Below are 23,934 nucleotides of genomic sequence, written 5' to 3'. Positions count from 1 at the left end.
ACCTGATTTCGGAACGCCGCGGAAAAATCCGGGCGCGTGGCCTCATGGGGCAGATTTTTAGTTCCAAGAGATTGGCACGTCACCCACGACTTGACCGAACCTGTTTTCTCTATGCCAGCGCAAATTTTCAGGGTGCGGTGCATGTAGGGGATTAGATGGCTTCAAAAGTTTGCCATTATGCCTTAGCAGGCGCTGGACCACATCGGCCGGAACCTTGTTGTGCGACACGAGTATCGTTTCACAATCATCTGCAATCGACACAAGACCTCTGTCGAACATCCAGTGCAGCGTTCCAGAGAGTGCCAAGCCATTCCTGACGGAATCTGTCCCTTTCTCTTCGACTGGGCGAATGTGCGCGGCTTGGACCTCAGGTCGACCACCTCCGTTCTTGAGCTTTAAGCCTGACATGGCACACCGATTGTCATATGCTTCTCGGACTGAGCGCCGAAAAGCAATGTCGCGGTAAGGACGTCTCGTTAGACGTTCTAACACGGGGCGCTCGAATGTAAGCATCTCCTCCTTGAAGCCTGGTAGAGAAGGACTGTACCGGTTCTCCTCCTGTTGTTCCAAGTTCGGCGGGAGGCCAATGTTAACAATACGCGCAAAATCGGCTTCCGATAACCTTCTTACGGCCTGTTGAACGATTCCGCCTTTTTTGGGGGTTCCATCAGGTGCTATTAGAGATGTCTCAAATGGCGTACCGTTTGAGAGCCTGGGAACAAAAGTGTCGAATGCAAGAAAGCTACCGGGCGATATCAGAGCAAGAAAACGTCCCGCGGATTTCGGTTTCGGTATAATCTGCTCAATCTTGGCAACTGCGAAATATCCGCGCGGACCGGCCTTTACCGGTTCGTAATACACGATCCAGTCACCAACCGCTTCGTTCATTGCTTTCAGGTAAATTGATGGAAAATCGTAAACCAAATCAGGTTCATCCTCATAAATTGAGTCTGCTTTGTGCAAGAGAACCAGCTTAGTCATGGTGGCAGGAAATCTGTTTCCTATGGTAAGGCAAGCCACTTTTTCTGTGGGACGCCAAATAAGAAAAATTGTAACAACGATCGGCTATGGGTAGATACGTAAATGGTGGATACAACGTTTCGTCCGCCATTACACATGTACCCTACGCCGCCAGATATGCCCAGTAGCAGAACATGAGGACAAGAACGATCACGATCTGGGCGACCATGGCCTTGATGAGGAATTTCGAGCGTTTCAGGTCGTCTTCGACGTCGATCTTTTTCATGGTGCTCCCCTTTTTATCGCGCCAGACAAGACAACGGCTGCGCGGCCCATAAAGATCCGTGGATCGCCCTGCGGCGGACGCCCCCCCTTCTTCTTGCCGAAAAATATCCTCGGGGGGTCCGGGGGCCGACAGCCCCCGGCGCTCTCCATCTCAGACGATCTTCTGACCCGTCTTGGCCCAATCCTTCATGAACTGGTCGAGGCCCGCGTCGGTCAGCGGGTGGTCGGCCATCTTCTTGATGACGGCGGGCGGTGCGGTCATCACATCGGCGCCGATCATCGCCGATTGGTAGGCGTGATTCACCGTGCGGATCGACGCCGCGAGGATCTGCGTCTCGTAGCCGTAATTGTCGTAGACCTGGCGGATGTCCGAGATCAGCTCCATCCCGTCGAGGTTGATGTCGTCGAGCCGCCCGATGAAGGGCGAGATGAAGGTCGCGCCCGCCTTGGCGGCGAGCAGCGCCTGATTGGCCGAGAAGCAGAGCGTCACGTTGACCATGTTGCCCTCGTCCGAGAGCACCTTGCACGCCTTGAGGCCCGCCCAGGTCAGCGGCACCTTGACCGCGATATTGCCCGCGATCTGCGCCAGCTTGCGGCCCTCGGCGATCATCTCGTCGGCTTCCAGCGCGACGACTTCGGCGCTCACGGGGCCCGAGACCATCTCGGCGATCTCCTTGGTGACTTCCAGAATGTCGCGGCCCGAATTCAGGATCAGCGACGGGTTGGTGGTGACGCCGTCGACCATACCGAGGTCATTGAGCTCGGCGATCTGATCGACTTCGGCGGTATCGACGAAAAATTTCATGGCGGCAGCCCTATCTGATGGATTGGAGTTTCTGGGACCATCGTCTATCCCATGCATGACCCCCGTGAAACCCCTCAAAGGAGCCCCGCGCGTGTGACCGCCGGTCCTGATTTCTTCGATGCGGGCGCGCTGGTCGGCGTGCTGACGGCGCAGCCTCTGGACCGCGTGCTGGATTACCGCGCGCCCGAGGGCGGCTGCCATGTCGGCGCCTTCGTCGAGGTGCCGCTGGGGCCGCGCAAGGTTCTGGGCGCCGTGATGGGGCCGGGCGAGGGGGGGTATGATCTCGCCAAGGTGCGCAGCGTGATCCGCGTGCTCGATGTGGCGCCGATGGCGCCCGAGATGCGGACGTTCCTGCAAAAGGCCGGCGATTACACCCTGACGCCGATGAGCGCGATGCTGCGCCTCGCCACCCGCGCGCCGGGGCTGGGCGATCCTCCGTCGATGCGCAAGGTCTATCGTTTGGGCTATTCCGAGCCGAGCCGCCTGACCGAGGCGCGCCAGCGCGTGCTCGACGTGCTGGAGGGGCAGGCCGATCAGGCGTTCACACTCAAGGAGCTATCGGACGAGGCGGGCGTGACGTCCTCGGTCGTCAAGGGGCTGGTGAAGCAGGGCGCCGTGGACGAGGTCGACATGCCGCGCGATACGCCCTATCGCCGCCTCGATCCCGGCCACGCCGCGAAGGAGCTGACCGAGGATCAGTGCGCCTGCGCCGCCGCGCTCGATACCGCGATCCGCGCGGGCGGCTACGGCACGACGCTTTTGCGGGGCGTCACCGGATCGGGCAAGACCGAGGTCTATCTCGAGGCCGTGGCCAGCACCTTGCGCGCGGGGCGGCAGGCGCTGGTGCTCTTGCCGGAGATCGCGCTGACGGCCGAGTTTCTCACCCGCGTTCAGGCGCGCTTCGGCGCCAAGCCCGCCGAGTGGCATTCGGGCGTGACCATGACCGAGCGGCGCCGCTGCTGGCGCATGGTGGGCGAGGGCGGCGCGCAACTGGTTGTCGGCGCGCGCTCGGCCCTCTTCTTGCCCTTCCGCGACCTTGGTTTGATCGTCGTCGACGAGGAGCATGACAGCTCCTACAAGCAGGAGGACGGCGTTCTCTACAATGCCCGCGACATGGCGGTGCTGCGCGCCTCCATCTGCGGCGCGCAGGTCGTGCTGGCCTCCGCCACGCCCAGCCTCGAGACATGGGTGAATGCCGAGGCGGGCAAGTACACGCGGCTCGATCTCGGGGCCCGCTTCGGCGCCGCCGTCATGCCGGAGCTGCGTGCCATCGACATGCGCGGCGAAGACCTGCCCGGCAATCGCTGGATCTCGCCCACGATGCAGGCGGCGGTGGCGCAGCGGATCGAGCGGGGGGAGCAGTCGCTCCTGTTCATCAACCGGCGCGGCTATGCGCCCGTTACCATCTGCCGGGCCTGCGGTCATCAAGTGGGCTGCGATCATTGCGACGCGCGCATGGTCGAGCACCGGTTTCAGAAACGCCTGATTTGCCATCAATGCGGCGGGACGAAGCCGATGCCCGAGAAATGCCCCGCCTGCGAGGTGGAGGGCAAGATGGCCCCCGTCGGCCCCGGTGTGGAGCGGCTGGGCGAGGAGGCGGCGGCGCTCTTCCCCGAGGCGCGCGTCGCCACGCTCAGCAGCGACATGTTCGCCAGCGCGCGGGCTTTGAAAGAACAGATCCGCGCCATCGCGGCGGGCGAGGCCGATATCATCATCGGCACGCAGCTTGTCGCCAAGGGGCACAATTTCCCGCTGCTGACGCTGGTCGGCGTGATCGACGCGGATCTCGGCCTGCAAGGCTCGGACCTGCGCGCGGCGGAGCGCACCTTTCAGCTCATGCGGCAGGTCGCGGGCCGGGCGGGGCGCGCCGAGAAACCCGGCACGGCGATGCTCCAGACGTTCCAGCCCGAGCATCCGGTGATCCGCGCGATCCTCACGGGGGACGAGGAAGGCTTCTGGCGCGCCGAGGCCGAGGAGCGCCGCCACGCGGGCGTGCCGCCCTTCGGGCGCATGGCGGGGATCATCCTCAGCTCGCCCGACATGCAGGAGGCCTTCGACGTGGGCACGCATCTGGCGCGCACCGATGCGCCCTTGCGCCAGATCGGCGCGCAGGTTTTCGGCCCCGCGCCCGCGCCCATCGCCCGCGTGCGGGGCCGCCACCGCGTGCGCCTTCTGGTCAAGGCGCCGAAGGGCGCCGCGCTCCAACCCGCGCTCGCGCAATGGATCGGCGCGCTGAAACTGCCGAACTCGCTCCGCCTCAGCGTCGATATCGACCCGCAGAGCTTTTACTAGGGGCGGATTATCGCGCCGCTTCGAGCCGGTTCAAGGCGCCTTCGACATCGCGGAAATCGAGCGCTCCGATTTCTTCGGGATCGCGCGTCCACCACTCTGCGGCGAGCAGTCGGGCGACGGTCGCCTCGTCGAAGCGGTAGCGATGCAGGCGCGCGGGCGCGCCGACGACGACGGCGTAGGGCGGCACATCCTCGGTCACCACGGCGCCGCCGCCGATGATGGCGCCATGACCGATGGAGACGCCTCCGAACACGATGGCGAGCGATCCGATCCAGACGTCCGAGCCGATGACGACAGGGCGATACTGCTCGAAGGGCTGTTGCGCGAAAAGATCGCGCTCGTTCGGGAAGTGCCGCTCGATGGCGAAGGCCACCGGGCTCGAGGTCAGCCAGTCGTCGGGATGCGTCGGCGCGCCGATCTCGCAGCCCTTGCCGATGGAGCAGTAGCGCCCCACCGAAGTGCCGGGGAAAAGCGTCGTGCGGTCGTTGATGAAGGTGAAACGGCCGATGCTGCACTTCTCGCGCACACGGCAGGCACCGAAAAAGCGGACCGGTGCCTCCAGAACCGCGTCGGCCTCGATGAACGTCTTCTTGGGAATGTAGGTCTTCACCACCTGTCCTTTCGGGTATCCCGGCCGCATGCACCGGCCCGGCGCCTGAGCGCGTCCGGCCGCCGCCCCATGGCACTCTAGGCGATTATCCCCGGAGTGCCATCCCGGCCCGCACCGCGCCGCGACCTCCCCAGCGCTTGCATATTCCCCTCGCCAAGCCACGCGGCCGGGCGTAAACCCCTTTCATGACACGCCTCGTTCGCCTTGCCGATGCCCGTGACCTGCCCTTCTGGCGGCGTCCGATCACGCTCCTCTTCCTCATGGCGGCGGCGATGCCGATCGCCTTCGCGACATGGTCGGCGCTGCTCAACAACTTCGTGGTCGAGGTCGCGCAGTTCGACGGCCAGGATATCGGCTGGCTGCACACGGTGCGCGAGATACCGGGCTTTTTCGCCATCGGGGTTATCGCCATCATCATCTTCATGCGCGAGCAGGTGTTGGCGCTCGTCTCGCTGATCCTTCTGGGCGTCGCCACCGCGATCACGGCCCATTTTCCGACGATGGGCGGCATCCTGACCGTCACGATGCTCAGCTCCATCGGCTTTCACTATTACGAGACGGTGAACCAGTCGCTGCAACTGCAATGGCTCGACCGGCTGCGCGCGCCGCAGATGCTGGGCTGGCTGCTGGCGGCGGGCTCGGGTGCGACGCTCGTCTGCTATGGCCTCATCGTACTGCTCTGGGAGCCGCTGGGCCTGACCTATACGATTGTCTACATGCTCTCTGGCGGGATCACGGCGGCCATCGCGCTCTTCGCGCTCGTCGCCTATCCGCAGTTCGAGGCCCCCAATCCGCAGATCAAGAAGATGATCCTGCGCAAGCGCTACTGGCTCTATTACGCGCTGCAATTCATGTCGGGCGCGCGGCGTCAGATCTTCGTCGTCTTCGCGGGGTTCATGATGGTCGAGAAGTTCGGCTTCGCCGTGCACGAGGTGACCGCGCTCTTTCTCATCAATCTCGTGGCGAACATGATCTTCGCGCCGATGATGGGCGCCGCCGTGTCGCGCTATGGCGAGCGGCGCACCCTGATTTTCGAATATGCCGGGCTGATGATGGTCTTTCTCGCCTATGGCGGCATCTACATGTTCGGCTGGGGCGTGGTGCTGGCCGCGACGCTCTATGTTGTGGATCACATCCTTTTCGCGCTCGCGCTGGCGCTCAAGACCTATTTCCAGAAGATCGCCGATCCGGGCGATATCGCGCCCACCGCCGCCGTCGCCTTCACGATCAACCACATCGCGGCGGTGTTCCTGCCCGCGCTTCTGGGCGCGCTCTGGCTGATCTCGCCCGCGGCGGTCTTCGGGCTGGCCGCTGGCATGGCGGGCATATCGCTGCTATTGGCGCTCCTGATCCCGCGCCATCCCGCGCCCGGACACGAGACGGTGCTGACGCGGCTCGTGGCGGCGCCGGCCGAATAACCCACCGAGAGGCCCCCATGCCGACCTATACCGCCCTCACCACCCTCACCGGACAGACCAGCGCCGAGGCCCTTGCCGATGCGCTCGACGATCTCGATCCCGCGCCGATGGGAGTCGGCACGTTCGAGGTCGAGGATGGCAGCGGCACCTGGGAGGTCGGCGGTTATTTCGAGGAGGCGCCCGATGTGATCGGCCTCGCGCTTCTGGCCGAGGTGCATGGCGCGCGTCCCTTCGCCATCTCCGAAGTGCCGGAAACCGACTGGGTCGCCCATGTGAAGCGCGAGCTGACGCCTGTCGTCGCGGGCCGCTTCTTCGTCTACGGCAGTCATGATGCCGACAAGGTACCCGAAAAGGCCGAGCCGCTCCTCATCGAGGCCGCGATGGCCTTCGGCACCGGGCATCACGGCACCACCCAGGGATGCCTGCGCGCGCTCGACCGTCTGGCCGAGGCGGGCGCGCCGCACCGCTCGGTCGTCGATATCGGATGCGGCACGGCGGTGCTTGCCATGGGCGCCGCGCGCGTCTGGCCGGGCACCATGCTGGCCAGCGATATCGATCCGGTGGCAGTGGACGTGGCGCGGGTCAATGTCGCGGCGAACGATCTCGAGGGGCGGGTGCGCTGCATCGTGGCCACCGGGCTCGACCATCCCGATCTCGCGGCGGCGGCGCCGTTCGATCTGGTCTTCGCCAATATCCTCAAGGGCCCGCTGATCGACCTCGCCCCCGGGATGACAGCGGCGATGGCGCCGGGCGGCCATGCGATTCTCTCGGGCATCCTGAACGAGCAGGCGGAGGAGGTGATCGAGGTTTATCAGCGCTGCGGAAACAGTCTTGTGCACCGCGAGGTCATTGGTGACTGGACAACGCTCACCTTGCAGAAAATTGTCTGAAAAGGCGCTCAATAACAGCGGAAATGAGGCGGTTGCCCCAGAATTGCCACAATTCGCCCCTAGTTTGACCATGTGATCTGGCGGGGGCCGGAAAACTTGGATGCTGCCAATGTCGAGCACTTCGCAATTCAATTCTCAGGACGGGTTCAACGCCCGTCTCAAGAAGCTCCGCAAGTCCCACACCCGCATGGCGCGCGGCTACAACGCGACCGTCGGACGTGACGGGCTGATCGTCTTCCGCCCGCGTCCGCGCCGCCGGGGACTTCCGCTGCGGGGCATCGCGCTGACCATCGCGGCCTTCTTCGCCTTCAAGGTTCTCGTTCTGCTCAATTTGGGCGAGCCGAGCTATCAGGCGCGCGCGGCCGAACTCGCCGCCGGCACCGCCGTCGAGCAGGCGGGCGCATGGCTCATGCAGATCGATCCCTTCACGCGCCTGATCGCGCAGCAGATCGCCCCGCTGATCTGAGGCATCATCCGGGCGCGCGCGGCGGAACCCCGCCCGCGCAGCCGCAATCCCTCCGCGTTTCTCTCATTCGTAACGAGTGCTTTGGTTTCTCTCTCGAAAAGCCCCCCGGCCAGCACGGCGCGGGGGTTTTTCTATCGAAACGCGCGCATCCGGTAAGAAAAAGCGCGCCCTCTTCCAAGGACGCGCGACCGGGCTTCGTTCAGAAGCCTTTCGTGCGGGCTGTGCCTCAGCGCAGCTTGAAATTCGCGACGTCGCCGCGGGTCAGGCCGATGTCTTCCAGCTCGCGGTCCGACAGGGCCGACAGGGCCTTGCGGGTGATGCGGGCGTCGTTCCATGCGGTGAAGCCGGCGACGAGGCGGGCGACGCCGAGGCCGAACGCGTTGGTGCCGAGATGGGTGGCGCGGGTGGTGTCGATGACGGACATGTCGATTTCCTCAAGAATTATGTGACCCCGCATATTGCGCGGATCTTGTGACTGGTGCCCGAAGCCGTATGGCCCCGGATGCTGCGCTGCAGATAGAGACGCCCGTCTCCTCTGGCAATATCGGCTCTTGCATAGTCCCCATGCGCTCCGCGCATAGGTCCATGGGCGCTTCCTAGCCCCTTGTTGCAAAGGTTCGGTGACGGATCGACGACTTTCGCGTGAAATGGTGCTGCGGCGCAGCATCCGCGTGATGCCGGGACCCGCCGGAGCGGCATCCCGCCCAAAACGCTTGGCCCGCGTTCCCGTTTCGTGCTATGGCTCGGAAAACCCGCCAGAAGGCGGCAGCGACACGCCGCAGAGGCACGGCAGGCAGGGGCAGGATATCATGCGGGTTCTTGGAATCGATCCGGGGCTTCGAAACCTCGGCTGGGGCGTCATCGACGTGGACGGCAGCCGGCTGAGCCATGTCGCCAACGGCACCTTGCACTCCATCGGAGAGGACATGCCGCGCCGCCTTCTGTCTCTTTTCGAGCAATTGCGCGAAATCCTCAGGCTCTATGTGCCCGACACGGCGGCGGTCGAGCAGACCTTCGTGAACAAGGACGGCGCGGGCACCCTCAAGCTCGGGCAGGCGCGCGGCATCGCGGTGCTCGCCCCCGCCGAGTTCGGGATCGAGGTGGGCGAATACGCACCCAACAAGGTCAAGAAGACGGTGGTCGGTGTCGGCCACGCGAGCAAGGACCAGATCGCGCATATGGTGAAGATGCAGCTTCCGGGCGCTGTGCTGACCGGCCCCGACGCGGCCGACGCATTGGCCATCGCGATATGCCACGCGCATCACGCCACCAGCCGCACCCGCATCGAGAAGGCGCTGGCATGATCGGGCGCATCGCGGGCCGCATCGACTATCGCGCCGCCGATCACGTTCTGATCGACGTGCGCGGGGTGGGCTATCTCGTCTTCTGCTCGGAGCGCACGATGCAGGCGCTGCCGCGCGTGGGCGAGCATGCGGCGCTCTACACCGACCTTCTGGTGCGCGAGGACATCCTTCAGCTTTTCGGCTTCACCACGCTGGTCGAGAAGGAATGGCATCGCCTGTTGATGAGCGTTCAGGGTGTCGGCGCCAAGGCGTCGCTCGCCATCCTCGGCGCGCTCGGGCCCGACGGCATCGGGCGGGCCATCGCGCTCGGGGACTGGAATGCGGTCAAGGCAGCCAGGGGCATCGGCCCCAAGACGGCGCAGCGCGTCGTGAACGAGCTGAAGGACAAGGCGCCCGAGGTGATGGCGATGGGCGCCGGCCCCGCGCCCACGCCCGCCGAGATGGACGGCGAGGTGATCGAGGCCGCCGCCCCCGCCGCGGCCACGCCCGCGCCCGCGGGCCCCGGCCCGCAGGCCGAGGCGCTCTCGGCGCTCACCAATCTGGGCTACGCGCCGGGCGAGGCAGCGGGCGCCGTCGCGCAGGCGGCAGGCGAGAGCGAAGGCGCGGGCACCGCCGATCTCATCCGCGCCGCTCTGAAGCTGCTGGCACCCAAGGGCTGAGCGGATGAGCGAGCCCGACCCCACATTGCGCCCCGAGAAACTGGCCGAGGACGAGGGCCGCAGCCTGCGCCCGCAGGCGCTGGGCGAATTCATCGGACAGGCCGAGGCGCGCGCCAACCTGCGCGTCTTCATCGCCTCCGCGCGACAGCGCGGCGAGGCGATGGACCACACGCTCTTTCATGGGCCGCCCGGCCTCGGCAAGACGACGCTCGCGCAGATCATGGCGCGCGAGCTGGGTGTGGGCTTTCGCATGACCTCGGGGCCGGTGCTCGCCAAGGCGGGCGATCTTGCCGCGATCCTCACCAATCTCGAGGCGCGTGACGTTCTGTTCATCGACGAGATCCACCGCCTCAACCCGGCGGTCGAGGAAGTGCTCTATCCCGCGCTCGAGGATTTCGAGCTCGATCTCGTCATCGGCGAAGGCCCCGCCGCGCGCACCGTCCGGATCGAGCTTCAGCCCTTCACGCTGGTTGGGGCCACAACGCGGCTCGGCCTTTTGACGACGCCGCTGCGCGACCGCTTCGGCATTCCGACGCGGCTGCAATTCTACACCGAGGACGAATTGCACGAGATCGTCGCGCGCAATGCCAAGCTGCTGAACATCCCCTGCGTGCCGGACGGCGCCCGCGAGATCGCGCGCCGCGCGCGCGGCACGCCGCGCATCGCGGGGCGGCTTCTCAGGCGCGTGGTGGATTTCGCGCTCATCGACGGCGACGGCACGATCACCCGCGATCTGGCCGACAGCGCGCTGACCCGGCTCGGCGTCGATCACCTGGGCCTCGATGCCGCCGACCGGCGCTATCTCACGCTCATCGCCGAGGCCTATCAGGGCGGCCCCGTCGGTATCGAGACGCTGAGCGCGGCGCTGTCGGAATCGCGCGATGCGCTCGAAGAGGTAATCGAGCCCTATCTGCTTCAGCGCGGCCTCATCCAGCGGACACCGCGCGGGCGGATGCTGACGCAAGGCGCTTGGTCGCATCTGGGCCTCGCGCCGCCGCGCGCGCCCGGACAGGGCGATCTCTTCTGAACGTACCGCGCGGGCCGGGGCTTTTTCTTGGTAAAAATACCCGATCGCCCCGCCGGCGAGGGTTCCGGGCGCGCGAAGGCTGGGCTAGAACGGCGCCGGATCGAGGCCGGAGGCAGTAATGACACCCGAAGAGATCGAAGCGCATTTCACCCGGTCGGACGGCAGCTATCTTTGCGCGCGCTGGGGGCGGCCCATCACGCCGGTGGTGTTCGGCGTCGACGACGCGACGCTCTCGGTCGTCAAGGGCGCCTTCGAGGCGGTAGCGCAGATGGCCGGTCACGAAATGGTCGAGACCGACCCCGAGCTGGGCGCGAACCTCATGGTCTTCTTCTTCCGCGAATGGGAAGAGCTGCTGGAGCTGCCCGATCTGGGGCGGATGATCCCCGATCTCGAGCCTCTGGTCGCGCGTCTCGTGGCGGCGGAGGCCAATCAGTACCGCGTTTTCCGCTTCGAGCCCGATGGCGCGATCAAGGCGGCCTTCGTCTTTCTGCGCATGGACGCGCATCTGAGCGACGTGCCCGCCGAAACGCTGGCGCTGAGCCAGGCGGTGCAGACGATCCTTCTGTGGTCCGACACGGCCTTTCAGGAGCGCTCCCCGCTCGCGCTGCTGCCGGGGCAGGAGGGGGCGATGCTCCGCGTCGAGATCGGGCAACTCGTGCGGGCCGCCTATGACCCGGTCCTGCCGCGCGCGGCCAGCGATCCCGCCCATGCGCTGCGTCTCTCGGCGCGGATGGCCGTGCGCAGCTCGTAACGGGAGGCGCAAAGGGCTTGCCGCTGCCGCACTTCGCGCGTTAAATCTCCATATCTTGGGGGGGATTTCATGCGCCATACCAGTCATGGCATGTGCCGGCTGCTGATCGCCGCCGCGCTTCTGACGTGGAGCGGGGCCGCGCGCGCCGAGGGCGCGGCGGATCTCTGCGCGGGCGGGGATGCGCTCTACGAGGTGCGTCCGGGCGATACGCTCTCGCTCATCGCCGAGCGGGTCTACGGCGAGGCGAGCCGCTGGTCGCAGATCGACGCGGCCAATCCGGAGCTGGGCGGCGGCGCGGATATCGCGGTGGGCATGACGCTGGTCCTGCCCTGCGCCGGAGAGGCCCCGCGCGCCGCGCCCGCCGGGGACGGCGCGATTTCCCTTCTGGGCGCGGGCGATTTCGCGCCCTTCACCGGGCGCGATCTGCCCGGCGGCGGCATGCTGACCGAGATCGCGCTGAGCGCGCTCGGCGCGGGCGCGCCCGATCGGGCGGCGGACATAATCTGGATCGAGGACCGCGCCGCGCATCTTGACCCGCTCCTCTCCGGGGGGCTGATGGATCTCGGCCTCGGCTGGACGCGCCCCGATTGCAATGCGGATCCGGGCGCGGCGATCTGCGCGGATTTCCTCTTTTCCAAGCCGCTTTTCGAGATGCTGATGGTGCTTTTCGTGCGCGAGGGAGAGGCCGAACGCTTTCGCGGCGAGCCGGGTGGAATGGTGCTTTGCCGCCCGCGCGGCTTCGGCACGCATGATCTCGACCGCCCGGACCGGCGCTGGATCGCGGAGGGGCGCATCGTCCTGCGCCAACCCGGCTCGCTCGCCGCCTGTTTTCGCCACCTCTTGCAGGGCGAAGTGGATGCCGTCGCGGTCGATGAATTTTCGGGCCGCGCGGCGCTGCGCGAGGCCGGGCTGGCTGGGCAAGTCTCCGCGCTGACGGACCGGCCCCTGTCGATCGAGCGTCTGCACCTCGTCGCGGCACGCGGCGCTCCCGGCGCGGAGGGGTTGATAGCGGCCTTCGATGCCGGTCTTGACCGTATCCGTACGGATGGCCGCTATCAGCAGATCCTCGATGCGCATCTGGGACGGTTCTGGGGGGCAGGGCATTGAGCGCGCGCGGCACGGTCCTCGCGCTGCTCGCCGCGTGGGCCGCCGTCCCGGCGCTGGCGGAGGGGCCTTGCGGCGCGACGTACCGTGTGCAGGCGGGCGACACGCTCGAGAGCGTCGCCGCGCGCCATTTCGGCGCCGGCGCGGACTGGGCGCCGCTCTACTACGCCAATCTCGCCGCCTTGCCGCCGACGGACGGCGCCGCCGAGATCGCGGCGGGCACCGAGCTTTACATTCCCTGCCCGCCGGGCGCGGCGCCCGCCTCGCCCAAGGTGCTGGAACCGGGAGAGGCGGATATCACCCTCGTCGTCGCGGACGGGCATGGCCCGCTCGCGGACCGCACTTGGCCGGGTGGCGGCATGGGGACGGCACTCCTCGTCTCGGCGCTCGCGGTGGCGCCCGATCCGCTGAGCCACCGCATGCGGTGGGCGGAGGCGGGGGCGGGCGCGCTGGACGGCGCGGGCGACATCCGCTTTCCGGTGATCGCGCCCGATTGCAGCGCCGAGGGCGCGCGCGAGATTTGCGATGCGTGGCATTTTTCCGATCCGGTCTTCGAGTTGCCGATGATGCTCTTCGCGGCGACCGGAGGCGCGCTCGCTCAGGTCGGAGCGGAGGAGATCGACGGGCGGCGCATCTGCCGGCCCGAGGGTGCGCCGGTCGATGATCTTGACCGCGCCGGCCGGCGCTGGATCAGCGAGGGGCGTATCACGCTCCTGCGCGCGCCGAGCGCCGAGGCCTGTCTCGAGATGGTGGTCGAAGGCGCGGCGGACGCGGCGGGCCTCGATCTCTATCTCGGCGCCGCACGCATCGCCGCGATGGGGCTTCAGGGCCGCGTCGCGCCGCTCGAGCCGCCGCTCTCGCGCGAGACGCTGCGCGCCGCCGTGCCGCGCGGCAACTGGCGCGGCACGACCCTCATCTGGCGGCTGAATGCGGGGCTGGAGCGGCTTCGCGCGTCGGGGCAGCGGGACGATATCGTGGCGCAGCACATGCGCCGACTGGCCGAACGGCTGCGCTGAGACGCGCCTCGAATGAGAGGAGTACTTATGAAACCCACCCGCATCGCGCCCGGCCCGCGCATGAGTCAGGCCGTCAGCCATGGCGGCATCGTCTGGCTCTCGGGCCAGATCGGCGCGCCCGAGGGCGATCTCGAGGCGCAGACGCGCGAGTGTCTCGCCAAGGTCGAGGCGCTGCTGGAGCAGGCCGGATCGGCCAAGACGCATATCATCAAGATGGAGATCTGGCTGGCGGACCTGGCCGATTTCGACGCCATGAACCGGATCTACGAGGCGTGGCTCGACACCGAAAACCCACCCGCGCGCGCCACCTGCGAGGCGCGCGTGCGCGCCGATGGCACATTGATCGAGATCGTCGCGACGGCCGCGCTGCTCTGAAATTTCATTTACAAACAGTCTTGACGGTTTGTTGCCTTGGAGCGCAGTCTTGACCTCATGAGGGTGGCGCGCGGCCCATGCCGTTTGGTGCACGCCTTCCAACAGGGAGATCAGGATGAAAACGATTCGCTACATCATTAAGGGTGCCGCGCTTGCCGGTGCCACCACACTGGCGCCGCTGGCCGCGAGCGCCGAGATCAACTTCATCGCCAATTCCTTCTACGGCTCCGAGACGCCCTTCACCAAATGGGGCTATGTCGATTGGGCCGAGAACGTGAAGGAGATGTCGGGCGGCGAGCTGGTGCCCGAAGTCTTCACCGGCTCGGTTCTGCTGGCGCCGCGCGCCAATCTTCAGGGCATCCGCGACAACGTGGTTCAGGTCGCGCACCATGCCGCCGTCTACACGCCCTCCGAGCTGCCCGTCGCCAATGCCGTGCAGGAGCTGGGCTTCAACTACTCCGACCCGCTGGTCGCGATCTTCGCCGTCGCCGATTTCAGCATGCATAACGAGACGCAGCTCGCCGAGTGGAAGGACAAGGGGGTCGTCTATCTCGGGGCATATGCCACGCCGCCCTATCTGCTCTTCTGCCGCGAGCCCATTCGCAACCTCGCCGAACTCAAGGGCAAGCGTATTCGGACGGCGGGATCCACGGTCTCGCTCTGGGTCGAGGCGGCGGGAGGCATTCCCGTCAACGTTCCCTCCTCCGAGATGTATACCGGCCTCGAGCGCGGCACGCTCGATTGCGCATCGAACGCGGGCAACGATCTCATCGACCGCTCGCTCTGGGAAGTGGCCGAGCACACGACGCTTCTGCCGACCGGCATGTACTGGTCCGGGCCGCAATGGGGCGTGAACCCGGGCTTCTGGGCCTCGCTCACGCCCGAGCAGCGCAAGGTCATGATGGATGCCTCCGCCCTCGGGATGGCGCGGATGAACGTCAATTACATCCAGCGCGCAGAGGATGCGCTGACCGAAGCGCAGGAAAAGGGTCATACGGTCTACGAGCCCGAGGAAGACCTCATGCAGTCCATCATCGACTACCGCGAGAAGGCGCTGGCCGATGTCTACAAGACCGCCGAGGAGAAATACGGGCTGAGCAACGGCAAGGAAGTGATCGACGATTTCCGGGCGACCTGGGACAAGTGGGAGAAGCTTCTGGCCGATGTCGACCGCACCGATCCCGATGCGCTGGCCGAGATCGCCATGCGCGAGATCTACGCCGATATCGACCCTGCCACCTACGGCGTCGAGTGATGGACATGGACGGCGCCGCCCCGCGCGGCGCCGGACACCGCCCGGCGGCGGGGTCCGCGCCGCGCCGCCGCACGCAGGCCGAACGCTCTGCGGCGACGCAATTGAAAATCCTCACGGTCACGATCGAGCTGATCCTCGCCAAGGGTCTGAAAGAGGCCTCGACCGTCGATATCGCCGAGGCCGCGGGCGTCTCGCGCGGGGCCTTGCTCCACCATTATCCCAGCCGCCAGTTCCTGATGCAGGAGGCGCTGCGCCACCTGCTGACCCGCGAGATCGAGGAGATCGAGGTGATCGCGGGCGAGATCCGCGCGGGCCGCATGGATGTGGACGGCTTTCTCGCCGAGATGTGGCGGCGCTTTTCGGGCGATCTCTTCATGGTGACGATCGAATTCCTGACCGCCGCCCGGACCGACCCGGCCATGCGCGACGCGCTGGTGCCGGTCGCGTGGGACTACAACCGCCAGCTCGACGAGATCTGGGAAAGCCTTTTCTCGGACACGGGCAGCGCGCGCGACACGCGGCGCATCGCGCTCAATACCACGCTCTGCCTGCTGCGCGGGATGGCGACGCAATCCATCTGGCGTGACGACCCGCAACTTTTCCGGGACATGCTGGATTTCTGGAAGACCTCGCTGGGCAACATGCTGCCCGGCCCCGAAGACGAGGAGCGACCATGAGCGAGCAACGCGCAGAGACGACCGAAGACGGCGGCGCGCTCCACGCCGCGATCCGCTATGTCAATCTCGCGCTGCTGGCGCTCGGGTGCCTCTTTCTCGTGCTCATGATGGCGCATATCACCGTGGACGTGATCGTGCGCTACGTCTTCAACGGCTCGATGGTGGGCACGCTCGAGACGGTGTCCTTCTATTACATCGTACTCGCCGTGTTCCTGCCGCTCGGCTATGTCGAGCTGAAATCCGAGCATATCCGCGTCGATCTCTTCGCCCAGATGATGCCGAGCTGGGCGCAGCTCGCGCTTTATGTCCTCGCCTGCCTCGCGGGGCTCGTCTTTTTCGGGATGCTGACCTGGCAGAGCGGTCTGGACGCGATCCGCTCGACCCAGCGGGCCGAAACGATCATGTCGAATTTCCTCTTCTACATCTGGCCCGCCCGCTGGGCGCTGCCCATCGGGTTCGCGGGCATGTGCCTTGCGATCCTGTCTAACCTCCTGCGCGCGATCCAGCGCCGCCAGGCCCTGTGAAGGACGTCCGGTCATGAGCAATCTCGATATCGGCATCATCGGCACGTTGATCGCGCTGGCGATGATCGCGCTCAGGGTGCCCATCGGCCTGACGCTCGGCCTCGTATCGATCTTCGGCATCGGGGCGATGATCTCGATGAATGTCGCCTGGGGCATGATCAGCGCGACGCCCTTCGATTTCGTCGGCCAGTGGGAGCTGACGGCGGCGCCGATGTTCCTGCTCATGGGCTATATCTGCACCACGACGGACATGACGCGCAGCCTCTTCACCTCGCTCAAGATCGTGCTGGTGCGCCTGCCGGGCGGTCTCGCCGTGGCGAGCGTCGCGGCCTGCGCCTTCTTCGCGGCCGCCTCCGGCTCGAGCGTGGCGACGGCGGCGGCCATGTCGCGCATCGCGGTGCCGGAAATGCTGAAGGCGAAATACGAGAAGGGGCTGGCCACCGGCACCATCGCGGCCTCCGGCACGCTCGGCTCGCTCATCCCGCCTTCGGTGCTGCTCATCCTCTACGGGGTCTATGCGCAGGTCTCGGTGGGCCAGCTTTTCCTTGCAGGCTTCATCCCCGGCGTTGTCTCGGCGCTGATCTACATGGCGATGATCGTCACACGCGTGAAGCTGAATCCGTCTCTCGCCGGCGAGGTGCAGGAGGAGATCAGCCGCGAGGAGAAGATCGCGGCGATCAAGGACATCTGGCCGCTGCCGCTGCTCATCTTCTCGGTGCTGGGCGGCATCTTCGCCGGTGTCTTCTCCCCGACCGAGGCGGGTGCGATCGGCGCGGCCGTCGCGCTCCTGATCGCGGTCCTGCGCGGCTCGTTCAGCTGGGCCGCGCTGCGCGATGCGCTGATCCAGACCGCCATCAGCACCACGGGCATCTTCATCATCCTCGTCGGCTCGGTCTTCTTCACGCGCTTCCTCGCGCTGAGCGGTCTGCCCCAGGCGTTCGCGGACGTCATCCTCGGGGTCTCGGACAACGTGTGGTGGATCCTCTTCGCCGTCGCGCTGCTCTATATCGTGCTGGGAATGCTGATCGATTCCATCGGCCTCTTGCTGCTGACCCTGCCGCTGGTCCTGCCGCTCGTGCAGGGCGCGGGGCTCGATCTGGTGTGGTTCGGCATCATCGTGATCAAGCTTCTGGAGGTCGGCCTCGTCACGCCGCCCATCGGCCTCAACGTCTACGTCATCAAGGGCGCGCTGGGAAATCTCGTGACCTTGCCGCAGGTCTTCAAGGGCGTCGCTTGGTTCATCGCGATGGATGTCGTGACGCTCTTTCTCATCATCATGATCCCGGCCATGTCGCTCTGGCTGCCGTCGCTGGCCTTCAACTGATCTAGGGAGGAAGTTACATGACCGACTACACCAACGCCGATTACGAGACGCGCAGCTATGGCACGATCCCCGTGGGGCGCGGGCGCCGCCCCGGCATCGTCGTGATCGACTACCAGAAGGCCTTTACCGAGGAGCGATACGCATTGGGCGGCGCGCCGATGGTGATGCGGGGCCTCGAGAATACCGCGCGCCTGCTGAAGGTCGCGCGGGCGCACAACATCCCCGTCGCCAATTGCTACACCGCCTACAAGGACGAGGAGGACATGCCGCATTGGAAGATCGACGTGGTCCGCCGCGAGTTCATCCACGGCCATCCCTCCACCGAGCTCGACCCGCGCATCTACGAGCCGGATTACGACGTGAAGATCTGCAAGACCGGCCCCTCGATCTTCTTCCAGACGCCGGTCGTGCCGTTCTTCACCAAGCACAGCGTCGATACGGTGATCGTCACCGGCTGCATCACCAGCGGCTGCATCCGCGCATCCTCCATCGACAGCTTCCAATGGGGCTACCGCACCATCGTGCCCGAGGATTGCGTGGGCGACCATGACGAGCAGCCGCACAAGGACAACCTGCGCGATCTGGGCCGAAGATATGCGGATATCTCGAGTTGTGACGAGATGATCGGGTATATCGAGGAGGTGGGGCGGCTGAATTCGTGAGAGGGTGATTGGAAGGGGCGGTCAGAGCAAATCTATTTTGCGGCGAAGATCGGGTTTGAGCCCAATGTGCCCGATGCTGCGCTTTGCACGTATGTCCGGTTTTCAAGACCCGGTCAAAAACGTGTAAAAACTAAACAGAATTTTGCCAAGGGTTTGAGGCAACAGGATTCCCTGTGATTTGGGAAGTCAGGCCGTAAGTGACTAAAACGACCGTTTTCGACACGAAAATTGTGGGGATGCGTTTATGTCCGCTACAGGAACGCCAGCCCTGCTGCGGCAACGATCATCGCGGCAAGTATGTAGTTCAGGCCGCGTTCAATACTAGGCGGAAGACTTGCCCTCCCGAGGGCTACGCCAGCAAGCAGCCAGAGGATATCGACAACGATCATCACCAGCACCACCAGCAACCATTTCAGAATACCATCACCAAGTGCCGTAGACGCTACGAGCGTGACAGGAGCCATCAGCGAGGCGAAGGCGACATAAGCCTTTGGATTAGTGATCCCCACCACAGCGCCTGCGAGCGCAAATCCTCCTTTCGGTGCAGCAGCCTCTGCATCCGAAGGTTCAGCTCTGACCGGGGCGGTGGCGATCTTGTAAGCCAGATACAACAGGTAGGCCGTCGCAACCACGATCATCACGACCCGCGTTGCCGGAACCGCTACGATCAATGAGACAAACCCGGCAGCGCTAATGGCCGCCGCGGTAGCCAAGCCAATTTGAAGACCTCCGTAAAAACGCAGGCCGCCGCCAAGCCCGTGTGTTTTGCCGACAGCGAGCAGCGCGGCAATGGCAGGCCCAGGAGAGCCGAGCAGTCCTATCGCGGCGAGTGTAAATGCGCCTGCCGCGACAAGGTCGATTATTTCCAAGTTCATGATGTTTCCAGCTTGCTCTCGATTGCGTCAAGGGTGCGCGTGATGTCGTCGTCAGTTGTCGCCCACGACGCGATTGAGAACCTCAGGCCCGCGCGGCCCCGCCATTGTGTCGGACCGAACCACGCCTCTCCGGAAGCCTGCACACGGGCGGCAAGACCCGCCATTTCGTGTTCACGTTCCGGCATCGTCGCGACGACCTGATTGAGAACCACATCGTTCAAAATTTCGAAGCCTAAACGTTCAAGGCCTTCGGCAAGAGCGCGGGCGTGGCGACAGCACCTGTCGATCAGATCGGCAACTCCCACCCGTCCAAGGGAGTGAAGGGCCGCCCATACTTCGACGCCGCGCGCCGATCGGGAAAACTCCGGCACCATGTCCTTCGGCGCGACACTGCCGCCGACCTTGAGATAAGGGGCCTGCGTCCGCATCGCCTCGTGAAGCGCTTGCGGGTGGGCACAGATCGCGACGCCGCAATCATAGGGAGTGTTGAGCCATTTGTGTCCGTCAACCACCCATGATTGTGCCGCCTCATAACCGTCGAGCTGGTCACGCGTGCGGGCGCTGGCCGCCGCCCAGAGACCGAATGCACCGTCTACATGGGTCCAGGCTCCGGCTGCGTTCGCGCGTCGAGCGATCTCGCCAATCGGGTCGGAAGCCCCGGAATTCACATTTCCCGCCTGTGCCAGAATGATTGTGCGGCCGTCCAGCGCGGGCAGAGCGTCGGGGATTAGCCGGCCCTGTTCGTCACAAGGAACTGTCTCGATACTTTCGGTGCCACAGCCCAGCAGCGACAGGGCTTTTCTCACAGTGACATGAAGCTGTTCACCGGCAACGAACCGCAAGCGCGGCGCGTCCCAGAGCCCTTTTGTTTCCACATCCCATCCGGCTTGTTCCAGCAGATGGTGGCGGGCCGCCGCGAGGCAGGTGACATTTGCCATCGTCGCGCCGGTGACGAAGCCGACCGAGGCATCCCCGGGCAGTCCCAATAAATCCAGGAGCCATGCGGAGGCTACCTGTTCCAGATGGACCCCCACGGGACTGGTTGCTTCCGAAAATACGACCTGGTCCCAAGCGGAAGTCAGCGTCCTCGCGGCCAGAGCCGCCGGAAGCGTTCCGCCGACAACCAAGCCGAAAAACCGTCCTCCGGTCGAGGTGACGGTCGCTGGTGATCCAATTCGGTCGAGTAAAGCGATGGTATCGTTCGGATCGTTACCCTGTTCCGGCAATGGGCCGTCGAAACCACCCAAGCCCGCAATGGCTTCCTGTTTTGGAGCTACAGGGCGGCGGTGCGCGGTCTCTATGTAGGACAGCGCGCGATGATGCGCGGCCTGCAAGGGTTTAAGAGACCGAACAAGCGGGTTCGTATCGGTTTCAAATCCGATTGCTTCCGTGCGGGCGGATGTGTCATTACTCATCTGTATCGTCCATAATCTATATAGTGATATTGCTATACCGTGACTGATGAGCCGTCAATCGACACCGATATGGCCGCTGTTCTGCGAGCACTCGGTAACGAGCATCGGCTAACCATCATGGAATGGCTGGTCGATCCACGCGCGCACTTTCCCAAGCAACGGGACGGCGATTTGGTGGATGACGGGGTTTGCGTCGGGTTCATAACGCAGAAGATCGGTCTGAGCCAACCGACCGTTACCGTTCACATGCAAGCGCTCGCCGCTGTCGGGTTAGTGACGTCGAAGAAGATCAAGAATTGGGTTTTTTACAAGCCAGACCGTAAAGCTCTTGACGCTGCGATCCACGCGCTCGGTCAGTCACTGGGATCGCAAAGTGCCGAGGATCGATAACATCAGCCGGGCGAAGGCTCCCAGACAGAATTCGACGTTTCTGTAACCGGCAGTAACGCCCGTTTTTGGCACGTCCCGATTTCCGTAAGCAGACATTGGCGCAATCACAGCGAACGGCAGCTTCGTCCCGCATAGCGGACACAGCGTAACTCAAAGTGTCAGCATTCGGTGGGCCGAAGCCCACCCACTCGCTTTACAGCCCAGCCGCCTTCTTCTTGGCCACGCCGCCCTGCAGGATCAGCGGCATATGCGCGCCCTGCTCGGTCAGAAGGGTCAGATCCTCCAGCGGGTTGCCATCGACGGCGATCAGGTCGGCATGCGCGCCCGGTGTGATGCTGCCCAGCTCCCCCTCCATGCGCAGCACGCGTGCCGCATCCACGGTGGCCGAGCGGATCACGGCATCGGCGGGGATGAACTGGCCGCGCAGGGGAAATTCGCCCGACTGGTGCGGCTGCATGCCCCCCAGAAGGTCCGAGCCGTAGCCGACGGTCACGCCCGCTTCGTGCATCTTGGCCAGCCGCTCGAGCCCCGCCTCGCGGACATCCGCGATCTTGGCGACCGACTCGGGCGGCAGCCCGTATTCCGCGCCCGTCTTGGCGAGACGGTCATAGGTGATGTTCGTGGGCACGACGCATTGGCCCTCGCGGGCGATGCGCTGGATGGTCTCGTCGCTCATCAGGTTGCCGTGCTCGACGCACTCGAAGCCGCAATCCAGCGCGCGGTTGATCGCGCGGTCGTCATAAAGATGGCCGGTGACATAGGTGCCGAAGCCCTTGGCGACCTCGACGGCGGCCTTCAGCTCGTCCACGGAAAAAACGAGGTATCCCACCGGATCGGAAGGCGACGACACGCCCCCATCGGCCATGATCTTGATGAACTGCGCGCCGTTCTTCAGCTCGTCCCGGCAGGCGGCGCGCATCGCGTCCACCCCGTCCAGAACGCGGCCCATCGAGCCGAGCTTGTCCTTGTACCAACTCACGTCGCGGCTCTGGTTCGGGCCGCGATAATCGGTATGCCCGCCGGTCTGGCTGAGCGCCTTGCCGCAGATCACGAGGCGCGGCGCATCCATCAGCCCGTCCTCTTGGGCCTTCTGCAATCCGCGATCCGCACCGCCCAGATCTCGCACGGTGGTGAAGCCGCGCATCAGCATCGCCTTCATCATCTGCGCCGATTTGAGCGCGATCCAGGAATTCGGCAAGTCGGCGTTGAGGCCGAGATTGGCCGTGGTGGCGATCACATGCACATGGCAGTCGATCAGGCCCGGCATCACGATCCCGTTCCTGAGATCGAGCGTCTCCTCCGCGGCGAACGTGACGCCCGCGCCGACCTCCTTGAAGCGCCCGTCCTCGATGGCGATGTCCACCGGATCGCCGGGGCGGTCCGAGGTGCCATCCACGATGCGCGCGTTCTTGATCAGCAGTGACGTCATGGTCCAATCCCCTTGCGGATATGCTGGCGGGGCGGGCGGCACTTGCCGACACCCCTGCCGGTAAGTTGGATAACAGCACACAAGCGCGCAGGGGTAAAGCCCGCGCCCCACGCATTGCGCCGTGCCGGCCGAAGATGCTTAATGCGCCCCGATGCCCGACGAGACAGGAAAGGCCGCGATCATGGCAAGCGACACGCAGTCCCGGGACGCCCGCCCGCCGCACCGCTTCGACGTGCGGGTCTATTACGAGGACACGGACATGGGCGGCATCGTCTACCATGCCAACTACCTCAAGTTCATCGAGCGCGCCCGCAGCGACTGGGTGGCGGGGATGGGCATCGATCAGCGCGAGATGAAGGAGCGCGATCACCTCGTCTTCGCCGTCCGCCGCATCGAGTGCGATTATCTGCTGGCCGCGCGCTTCGACGACCGGCTCGAGGTGCTGACCGAGGTGCAATCGGTTTCGGGCGCGCGCCTCGTGCTGCGCCAGCAGGTTCTGCGCGGCGCCGAGCCGGTCTTCACGGCGACCGTCACCGTGGTTTGCCTGACCGATACCGGCCATCCCGCACGGCTTCCGGCGAATATCCGCCTGATTTTGCACTGAGCGCGCGATTTCGCCGGAATAGCGGCGATGTTATTGGCAATCGCTCGAGCGATCGGGTAATTTGCGCCCAATGATCGCGGCCCGGAACGGGCAGCCGCGCAATAAGAATGAGCAGGCAGAATGGAAGCAGAAACACTCGCAGTCGCGCACCAGATCGATTTCTCGATGTGGGGCATGTTCATGCAGGCCACTTTCATCGTCAAAGTGGTCATGCTGATGCTGATCTTCGCGTCCTTCTGGGCGTGGGCCATCATCATCCAGAAGATCATCATGTATCGCAAGGCCCGTGCCGAGGCCGACGCCTTCGACCGTCAATTCTGGTCGGGCGAGCCGCTCGACGAGCTTTTCGAGCAGATCGGCACCGATCCGGACGGGCAGTCGCAGCGCATCTTCGCCTCGGGCATGATGGAGTGGCGGCGCAGCCATCGGCAGGACGGCGGCATGATCGCGGGCGCGACGGCGCGCATCGACCGCAGCATGGATGTCGCGATCGCCAAGGAATCCGAGGCGCTGCAAGCGGGCCTGCCGGTGCTGGCGACCGTCGGCTCGACCGCGCCTTTCGTCGGCCTCTTCGGCACGGTCTGGGGCATCATGCAGGCCTTTGTGGGCATCGCGGCCTCGCAGAACACCAGCCTCGCCGTCGTGGCGCCCGGCATCGCCGAGGCGCTTCTGGCCACCGCGCTCGGCCTTCTCGCGGCTATTCCCGCTGTCATCTACTACAACAAGCTGAGCGCTGACAGCGACCGCATCGTCGCCGGCTACGAGGCCTTCGCGGACGAATTCGCCACGATCCTCAGCCGCCAGTTGGACAGCTAGG

Annotated in this window: 27 protein-coding genes; 19 read left to right on the top strand and 8 right to left on the bottom strand. The window is 65.1% G+C overall.

The window, feature by feature from the left end; translation table 11 throughout:
• Positions 1-57: 57 nt before the first annotated feature.
• From ACGRVM_RS06885 to fsa, 3 genes are all read right to left on the bottom strand, one after another.
• On the bottom strand, positions 58-981 hold the full coding sequence (locus tag ACGRVM_RS06885) for an HNH endonuclease (RefSeq protein WP_377172766.1): 924 nt from the start codon (positions 979-981) through the stop codon (positions 58-60).
• A 142-nt stretch (positions 982-1,123) separates the two neighbouring features.
• Positions 1,124-1,246: a hypothetical protein gene (locus ACGRVM_RS06880; protein ID WP_377172767.1), complete on the bottom strand. Its 123-nt coding sequence runs from the start codon at positions 1,244-1,246 to the stop codon at positions 1,124-1,126.
• A 150-nt stretch (positions 1,247-1,396) separates the two neighbouring features.
• A complete protein-coding gene (fsa, locus tag ACGRVM_RS06875) occupies positions 1,397-2,050 on the bottom strand; it encodes a fructose-6-phosphate aldolase (protein ID WP_377172768.1) in 654 nt (217 codons plus the stop codon).
• 93 nt (positions 2,051-2,143) lie between these two features.
• Between fsa and ACGRVM_RS06870 the strand changes: the two genes are divergently transcribed.
• Positions 2,144-4,342, top strand: coding sequence for a primosomal protein N' (locus ACGRVM_RS06870; protein WP_377172769.1), 2,199 nt, complete (start codon positions 2,144-2,146; stop codon positions 4,340-4,342).
• A 7-nt stretch (positions 4,343-4,349) separates the two neighbouring features.
• Here ACGRVM_RS06870 and ACGRVM_RS06865 read toward each other — a convergent pair whose 3' ends face one another.
• On the bottom strand, positions 4,350-4,952 hold the full coding sequence (locus ACGRVM_RS06865; protein ID WP_377172770.1) for a CatB-related O-acetyltransferase: 603 nt from the start codon (positions 4,950-4,952) through the stop codon (positions 4,350-4,352).
• 185 nt (positions 4,953-5,137) lie between these two features.
• Between ACGRVM_RS06865 and ACGRVM_RS06860 the strand changes: the two genes are divergently transcribed.
• The 3 genes from ACGRVM_RS06860 (at position 5,138) to ACGRVM_RS06850 (ending at position 7,726) form a co-directional block, all read left to right on the top strand.
• Positions 5,138-6,370: an MFS transporter gene (locus ACGRVM_RS06860; protein ID WP_377172771.1), complete on the top strand. Its 1,233-nt coding sequence runs from the start codon at positions 5,138-5,140 to the stop codon at positions 6,368-6,370.
• 17 nt (positions 6,371-6,387) lie between these two features.
• Positions 6,388-7,260 (top strand): 50S ribosomal protein L11 methyltransferase, encoded by an 873-nt coding sequence (locus ACGRVM_RS06855; protein ID WP_377172772.1) that lies wholly within the window; start codon positions 6,388-6,390, stop codon positions 7,258-7,260.
• Positions 7,261-7,369: 109 nt separating this feature from the next.
• Positions 7,370-7,726, top strand: coding sequence for a hypothetical protein (locus ACGRVM_RS06850; protein WP_377172773.1), 357 nt, complete (start codon positions 7,370-7,372; stop codon positions 7,724-7,726).
• Between the two features lie 226 nt (positions 7,727-7,952).
• Here ACGRVM_RS06850 and ACGRVM_RS06845 read toward each other — a convergent pair whose 3' ends face one another.
• Positions 7,953-8,150, bottom strand: coding sequence for a DUF1127 domain-containing protein (locus tag ACGRVM_RS06845; RefSeq protein ID WP_377172774.1), 198 nt, complete (start codon positions 8,148-8,150; stop codon positions 7,953-7,955).
• A gap of 385 nt (positions 8,151-8,535) precedes the next feature.
• Here ACGRVM_RS06845 and ruvC point away from each other — a divergent pair, with 385 nt between their 5' ends.
• The 12 genes from ruvC to ACGRVM_RS06785 all read left to right on the top strand — a co-directional run bounded on the left by ruvC (position 8,536) and on the right by ACGRVM_RS06785 (position 18,404).
• Positions 8,536-9,030, top strand: coding sequence for a crossover junction endodeoxyribonuclease RuvC (ruvC, locus tag ACGRVM_RS06840; protein ID WP_377172775.1), 495 nt, complete (start codon positions 8,536-8,538; stop codon positions 9,028-9,030).
• Positions 9,027-9,689, top strand: coding sequence for a Holliday junction branch migration protein RuvA (gene ruvA, locus ACGRVM_RS06835; RefSeq protein WP_377172776.1), 663 nt, complete (start codon positions 9,027-9,029; stop codon positions 9,687-9,689). The genes ruvC and ruvA overlap by 4 nt, the downstream gene beginning before the upstream one ends.
• A 4-nt stretch (positions 9,690-9,693) precedes the next feature.
• Positions 9,694-10,716, top strand: a complete 1,023-nt coding sequence (gene ruvB, locus ACGRVM_RS06830) for a Holliday junction branch migration DNA helicase RuvB (protein WP_377172777.1) — start codon at positions 9,694-9,696, stop codon at positions 10,714-10,716.
• Between the two features lie 118 nt (positions 10,717-10,834).
• Positions 10,835-11,467, top strand: coding sequence for a hypothetical protein (locus tag ACGRVM_RS06825; protein ID WP_377172778.1), 633 nt, complete (start codon positions 10,835-10,837; stop codon positions 11,465-11,467).
• Between the two features lie 69 nt (positions 11,468-11,536).
• Complete coding sequence (locus ACGRVM_RS06820; RefSeq protein WP_377172779.1) at positions 11,537-12,574, top strand: LysM peptidoglycan-binding domain-containing protein; 1,038 nt, start codon at positions 11,537-11,539, stop codon at positions 12,572-12,574.
• Positions 12,571-13,587, top strand: a complete 1,017-nt coding sequence (locus ACGRVM_RS06815) for an ABC transporter substrate-binding protein (protein WP_377172780.1) — start codon at positions 12,571-12,573, stop codon at positions 13,585-13,587. Before ACGRVM_RS06820 ends, ACGRVM_RS06815 begins: the two co-directional genes overlap by 4 nt.
• A gap of 27 nt (positions 13,588-13,614) precedes the next feature.
• Positions 13,615-13,962, top strand: a complete 348-nt coding sequence (locus tag ACGRVM_RS06810) for a RidA family protein (protein WP_377172781.1) — start codon at positions 13,615-13,617, stop codon at positions 13,960-13,962.
• Positions 13,963-14,077: 115 nt separating this feature from the next.
• On the top strand, positions 14,078-15,217 hold the full coding sequence (locus tag ACGRVM_RS06805) for a C4-dicarboxylate TRAP transporter substrate-binding protein (protein ID WP_377172782.1): 1,140 nt from the start codon (positions 14,078-14,080) through the stop codon (positions 15,215-15,217).
• A 5-nt stretch (positions 15,218-15,222) separates the two neighbouring features.
• On the top strand, positions 15,223-15,894 hold the full coding sequence (locus tag ACGRVM_RS06800) for a TetR/AcrR family transcriptional regulator (RefSeq protein ID WP_377172783.1): 672 nt from the start codon (positions 15,223-15,225) through the stop codon (positions 15,892-15,894).
• The gene (locus ACGRVM_RS06795; RefSeq protein ID WP_377172784.1) at positions 15,891-16,418 is read left to right on the top strand and encodes a TRAP transporter small permease; all 528 of its coding nucleotides are present in this window, start codon (positions 15,891-15,893) and stop codon (positions 16,416-16,418) included. Before ACGRVM_RS06800 ends, ACGRVM_RS06795 begins: the two co-directional genes overlap by 4 nt.
• Positions 16,419-16,431: 13 nt before the next feature.
• Complete coding sequence (locus ACGRVM_RS06790) at positions 16,432-17,742, top strand: TRAP transporter large permease (protein WP_377172785.1); 1,311 nt, start codon at positions 16,432-16,434, stop codon at positions 17,740-17,742.
• Positions 17,743-17,759: 17 nt separating this feature from the next.
• Positions 17,760-18,404: an isochorismatase family protein gene (locus ACGRVM_RS06785; protein WP_377172786.1), complete on the top strand. Its 645-nt coding sequence runs from the start codon at positions 17,760-17,762 to the stop codon at positions 18,402-18,404.
• 251 nt (positions 18,405-18,655) lie between these two features.
• Here the strand turns inward: ACGRVM_RS06785 and ACGRVM_RS06780 are convergent, their stop codons facing one another.
• Complete coding sequence (locus ACGRVM_RS06780; protein WP_377172787.1) at positions 18,656-19,273, bottom strand: LysE family translocator; 618 nt, start codon at positions 19,271-19,273, stop codon at positions 18,656-18,658.
• Between the two features lie 2 nt (positions 19,274-19,275).
• Positions 19,276-20,694, bottom strand: coding sequence for a pyridoxal phosphate-dependent decarboxylase family protein (locus tag ACGRVM_RS06775; RefSeq protein ID WP_377172788.1), 1,419 nt, complete (start codon positions 20,692-20,694; stop codon positions 19,276-19,278).
• Positions 20,695-20,733: 39 nt separating this feature from the next.
• Between ACGRVM_RS06775 and ACGRVM_RS06770 the strand changes: the two genes are divergently transcribed.
• Positions 20,734-21,084: an ArsR/SmtB family transcription factor gene (locus ACGRVM_RS06770; protein ID WP_377172789.1), complete on the top strand. Its 351-nt coding sequence runs from the start codon at positions 20,734-20,736 to the stop codon at positions 21,082-21,084.
• Between the two features lie 193 nt (positions 21,085-21,277).
• On the opposite strand, the gene ACGRVM_RS06765 is transcribed toward ACGRVM_RS06770, so the two are convergent.
• Complete coding sequence (locus ACGRVM_RS06765) at positions 21,278-22,513, bottom strand: metal-dependent hydrolase family protein (protein WP_377172790.1); 1,236 nt, start codon at positions 22,511-22,513, stop codon at positions 21,278-21,280.
• Positions 22,514-22,694: 181 nt separating this feature from the next.
• Here ACGRVM_RS06765 and ybgC point away from each other — a divergent pair, with 181 nt between their 5' ends.
• A complete protein-coding gene (ybgC, locus tag ACGRVM_RS06760) occupies positions 22,695-23,117 on the top strand; it encodes a tol-pal system-associated acyl-CoA thioesterase (RefSeq protein WP_377172857.1) in 423 nt (140 codons plus the stop codon).
• A 120-nt stretch (positions 23,118-23,237) separates the two neighbouring features.
• Positions 23,238-23,933, top strand: coding sequence for a protein TolQ (gene tolQ / locus ACGRVM_RS06755; protein ID WP_377172791.1), 696 nt, complete (start codon positions 23,238-23,240; stop codon positions 23,931-23,933).
• The last annotated feature ends 1 nt before the right edge of the window (position 23,934 follow it).

This window comes from Roseovarius aquimarinus, from assembly GCF_043661195.1.
GTDB lineage: Bacteria > Pseudomonadota > Alphaproteobacteria > Rhodobacterales > Rhodobacteraceae > Roseovarius > Roseovarius aquimarinus.
The sequence above is the reverse complement of the archived record's forward strand: the minus strand, read 5'-3'. Positions and strand labels throughout refer to the sequence as shown.

Coding starts and splice junctions, on each gene's coding strand:
- ACGRVM_RS06885 (WP_377172766.1), bottom strand. CDS start 981: ATGACTAAGCTGGTTCTCTTGCACAAAGCAGACTCAATTTATGAGGAT.
- ACGRVM_RS06880 (WP_377172767.1), bottom strand. CDS start 1,246: ATGAAAAAGATCGACGTCGAAGACGACCTGAAACGCTCGAAATTCCTC.
- fsa (WP_377172768.1), bottom strand. CDS start 2,050: ATGAAATTTTTCGTCGATACCGCCGAAGTCGATCAGATCGCCGAGCTC.
- ACGRVM_RS06860 (WP_377172771.1), top strand. CDS start 5,138: ATGACACGCCTCGTTCGCCTTGCCGATGCCCGTGACCTGCCCTTCTGG.
- ACGRVM_RS06855 (WP_377172772.1), top strand. CDS start 6,388: ATGCCGACCTATACCGCCCTCACCACCCTCACCGGACAGACCAGCGCC.
- ACGRVM_RS06850 (WP_377172773.1), top strand. CDS start 7,370: ATGTCGAGCACTTCGCAATTCAATTCTCAGGACGGGTTCAACGCCCGT.
- ACGRVM_RS06845 (WP_377172774.1), bottom strand. CDS start 8,150: ATGTCCGTCATCGACACCACCCGCGCCACCCATCTCGGCACCAACGCG.
- ruvC (WP_377172775.1), top strand. CDS start 8,536: ATGCGGGTTCTTGGAATCGATCCGGGGCTTCGAAACCTCGGCTGGGGC.
- ruvA (WP_377172776.1), top strand. CDS start 9,027: ATGATCGGGCGCATCGCGGGCCGCATCGACTATCGCGCCGCCGATCAC.
- ruvB (WP_377172777.1), top strand. CDS start 9,694: ATGAGCGAGCCCGACCCCACATTGCGCCCCGAGAAACTGGCCGAGGAC.
- ACGRVM_RS06825 (WP_377172778.1), top strand. CDS start 10,835: ATGACACCCGAAGAGATCGAAGCGCATTTCACCCGGTCGGACGGCAGC.
- ACGRVM_RS06820 (WP_377172779.1), top strand. CDS start 11,537: ATGCGCCATACCAGTCATGGCATGTGCCGGCTGCTGATCGCCGCCGCG.
- ACGRVM_RS06810 (WP_377172781.1), top strand. CDS start 13,615: ATGAAACCCACCCGCATCGCGCCCGGCCCGCGCATGAGTCAGGCCGTC.
- ACGRVM_RS06805 (WP_377172782.1), top strand. CDS start 14,078: ATGAAAACGATTCGCTACATCATTAAGGGTGCCGCGCTTGCCGGTGCC.
- ACGRVM_RS06800 (WP_377172783.1), top strand. CDS start 15,223: ATGGACGGCGCCGCCCCGCGCGGCGCCGGACACCGCCCGGCGGCGGGG.
- ACGRVM_RS06795 (WP_377172784.1), top strand. CDS start 15,891: ATGAGCGAGCAACGCGCAGAGACGACCGAAGACGGCGGCGCGCTCCAC.
- ACGRVM_RS06790 (WP_377172785.1), top strand. CDS start 16,432: ATGAGCAATCTCGATATCGGCATCATCGGCACGTTGATCGCGCTGGCG.
- ACGRVM_RS06785 (WP_377172786.1), top strand. CDS start 17,760: ATGACCGACTACACCAACGCCGATTACGAGACGCGCAGCTATGGCACG.
- ACGRVM_RS06775 (WP_377172788.1), bottom strand. CDS start 20,694: ATGAGTAATGACACATCCGCCCGCACGGAAGCAATCGGATTTGAAACC.
- ACGRVM_RS06765 (WP_377172790.1), bottom strand. CDS start 22,513: ATGACGTCACTGCTGATCAAGAACGCGCGCATCGTGGATGGCACCTCG.
- ybgC (WP_377172857.1), top strand. CDS start 22,695: ATGGCAAGCGACACGCAGTCCCGGGACGCCCGCCCGCCGCACCGCTTC.
- tolQ (WP_377172791.1), top strand. CDS start 23,238: ATGGAAGCAGAAACACTCGCAGTCGCGCACCAGATCGATTTCTCGATG.